Genomic DNA, 3,335 nt, shown 5'->3' with positions numbered 1-3,335 from the left:
ATATCAGCGATGTGCCGTGCCCTTGAGATCAGTAGAGGATCTTATTATTACGAAGTAATAAAGAAAGAAAGTGACGCGGAACTTGAACAAGCGATTATTGAAGAGTTTGCCAAAAGCAAAAACAATTATGGCACGCGTAAATTAAAAAAACGATTGAAGAAACGCGCGTTTACTGTGTCCCGTCGGAGAATTGGGCGCATTATGAAGAAGTTTCATCTGGTATCCAAATATGATAAACTGTCATATAAACCGCAACAGAGTGGTGTCAATCAAGCGAAGATTGAAAACACCTTGAACCGTGAGTTCAATCCAGAAGAACCAATGAAAGTGATTGTCACAGACTTGACCTATGTCAAAGTTGCCAACAAGTGGTTTTATGTTTGTTTTATTATAGACCTATTTAACCGTGAGATTATCGGGTATTCCGCAGGACCAAATAAGACAGCTGACTTGGTTCTCCAAGCTCTCGCTACAGTTAAAGGAACTCTATATACGGTCAACGTTTTCCACACTGACCGGGGAAAGGAATTCGACAACCACACCATTGATGAGTTACTGGACTCCTTTGATATTGTGCGTTCGTTAAGTAGAAAAGGGAATCCTTACGACAATGCCGTAGCGGAGTCCACGTATAAATCATTTAAGTTTGAATTTGTCTACGACAACACATTCCATACACTCTATGAACTGCAAGTTCAACTTATGGACTACGTCCATTGGTGGAATCATTTTCGCCCACATGGATCATTGGACTACGAATCTCCTATCGATTATCGAAAAAGTTGGGAACTGGAACAGTCTGAAATTAAAGTCCGCAAGTCCGTTGTCCATCAGCCGGTCAAAACTAGCCTTACATTCAGTTAAAGAGACTCAAGTAAAGTAAAATAAACTCAAACATCATTTACACCTTATAATTTTTGTTCAAAAAAGTGTTGACATACCAGCCTACTGTAAAAAGTAGTGCTGCTGATAATGAAAAAAGATAAATAAATGTGAAGAACCAAGCTATAGGCGGTGCATATTTCACGGCCAATTGAATCATAGCAATTCTACCAATTTCTTTATCAGTTTTTGGCACAAATACCGTTCCAACACCAATCAAAGCCCCGGACATCACTGATACTAATCCATTTTCACTAATATCGTCTCCAATTTTTATAACCTATTCACATCATAACACTAATGAATAGTAACCATAATGAAAACAACGAACGCTTTTTTAGTCAACACTCTAAAAAGGCGCTCGTTGTTTTGAAAATCTTTCAACTTGATTGAATACTCAATCTTTCTCAATCATGTTAAGCTTTCTTTCCAATACTAGTAAGTCTTTGATTTCTTTATTGAATTCGCCTAAAGTAGATACACGTATTTCAGAATCTTCTAGCAGATCTGAGAACTCTGGTCTGAATATAAAGACCGGATCTTGTTTTCCTACCACAACATGTTCTAAGTATTGACCATCTAAATCATGATAGTAAATCTCGATTTTACTATCTTCCCCTAGTCTACTGATTTCATTCTCTACTTGAAATTCTAGTAATTCTAAATCTGTTTTTTCCATAAATATCAACCTTTCTCTATTTACAGTAATTGATAATTATAATTTACTGATTTTTCATTGTAATTTCAATCAATCATGTAATATATGATGATATAACTCATAATAAGGCCTAATACTATATTAAATAATATAAATTATTGCTTAATAATAAGTAATTAAAAAATCATTTATAGATAAAGAAAATTGATCTATCAAATTACAAAAGGTTATTTAATGTATTCTGTTATTCTCACATCTTGTTTAATAAAAACACTTTGAAGCTTATTGATATTCTGACTATGAATTAATCAATTCTAGTTGATTAAAAGATTTTTAGCTCTAGTAACCCCAACATTTCAAAAAAAAGAGATTTCAAATGTTTTTAAAAATATAAATCTAGCTTCATACTATTTAATAATCTTGCTAACTTTAATTTTTAAAAATACAGCACATATATTTCCAGGGAGCGTCAAGAAGTTTGTGTAAATAAAGAAATCCTTCTGTAAAAAATTATCTCTCTGCTAGTATTCCAAACATTTCCCATAGTTCTGCTTCTGCTTGTTGGAAACCGCGGTGGCTTCGGGTTAAAAATTTTTGGTTATACAGATCAAAATTTGAGACTAAAAAGCGATCCATGGATTCTTCATTCTGAAATTGTTCTTTACGCCGACTGTATTTTTTGATTTGTTTGTTAAAAGACTCAATCAAATTAGTGGAATACAAGCTCCTACGGATCGAAACAGGAAAGTCATAGAACGTCAGTAAACTGTCGTTCTCTAAGACCGCTTTGGTTACTCTAGTGTAACTGGTGTGCCATTTCTCTGTAAAATCAAGCCGAGCTTCGATCGCCTTTTCCCGTGAGTCTGCTTGGTAAACAGCTTTGAAGTCTTCACATACTTCTCTGCGATCAACTACACGTACTTTACTAGCGATATTGCGAGAAACATGAACACAACAGTGTTGATAAGCAGCCTGAGGAAATGCTTGATGAATCGTATCTTTTATTCCTTTAAGACCGTCGGTCACAAAGAGGAGAACGGATTTAACACCACGGCTAATCAAGTCTTCTAATAGCTCTTTCCATGTAACAGTAGATTCATTGGGGGCAATGGCATAACCGAGTACTTCTTTGGCACCATCTGGACGGATTCCAACTGCTATATGAATGGCTTCTTTGTCTACAGTTTTACGTTTTAAGGGAATGTAGGTAGCGTCAAGATATATAGCGGCATAATGATCATTTAGTGGACGTTTTTTAAAAGCAGCCACTTCTTCAGAAAAGACTTTTGTCATGTTGGACATCGTCTGCGGCGTATAGTGATGACCATACATTTTCTCGATCAAATCGGCAATTTCAGACATCGTAATCCCTTTTCGAAAGAGATGAATAATCGTTTCTTCCAGCGTTTCATTGGTTCTTTTATATGCAGGAAGCGTCTGTTGTTTAAATTCACCATTACGATCACGTGGAATCTGAAGCTGAAGTTCACCATATTCTGTTTTGACCGTACGGTCATAGGTGCCGTTGCGAGAGTTACCTGAATGGAAACCAATACGATCATACTTCTCATAATCTAAAAAGACGGTCAATTCCGTTCTTAAGAGTGTATTAACGGCCAATTCTAGATGAGAACGAAATAATTCATTTAAATCACCTTTTGTAGCTAGAGTCTGTAAGATATCTGTAGTAAGATTGTTCATAGGGAAGTCCTCTTTTCTGTGAATGTAGTGTGGTAACTCTATTCTACAGAAGGGGCTTCCTTTTTTCTATTTACACAAGATATTTTACACTCTC

The 3,335-nt window shown here is 35.7% G+C and carries 4 protein-coding genes; 1 reads left to right on the top strand and 3 read right to left on the bottom strand.

The window, feature by feature from the left end; genetic code table 11:
* Positions 1–864, top strand: an 864-nt coding sequence (locus J5J05_RS11620; RefSeq protein ID WP_208559507.1) for an IS3 family transposase, incomplete at its 5' end; no start/stop codon positions are given.
* Between the two features lie 37 nt (positions 865–901).
* Here J5J05_RS11620 and J5J05_RS11615 read toward each other — a convergent pair.
* The 3 genes from J5J05_RS11615 to J5J05_RS11605 form a co-directional block, all read right to left on the bottom strand.
* Positions 902–1,117 carry a hypothetical protein gene (locus J5J05_RS11615; RefSeq protein WP_208560836.1) on the bottom strand — a complete coding sequence of 72 codons (216 nt, stop codon included), beginning with the start codon at positions 1,115–1,117 and terminating at the stop codon, positions 902–904.
* A 162-nt stretch (positions 1,118–1,279) separates the two neighbouring features.
* A complete protein-coding gene (locus J5J05_RS11610) occupies positions 1,280–1,561 on the bottom strand; it encodes a hypothetical protein (protein ID WP_208560835.1) in 282 nt (93 codons plus the stop codon).
* A 489-nt stretch (positions 1,562–2,050) separates the two neighbouring features.
* Entirely contained in the window at positions 2,051–3,241 is a 1,191-nt protein-coding gene (locus J5J05_RS11605) for an IS256 family transposase (RefSeq protein ID WP_208560834.1), read from the bottom strand.
* Positions 3,242–3,335 lie beyond the last annotated feature (94 nt).

Origin of the sequence: Marinilactibacillus kalidii, from assembly GCF_017599325.1 — a bacterium.
GTDB lineage: Bacteria > Bacillota > Bacilli > Lactobacillales > Carnobacteriaceae_A > Marinilactibacillus > Marinilactibacillus kalidii.
Note: the sequence above shows the minus strand (reverse complement) of the source record. Positions and strands in the feature narration are given on the sequence as shown.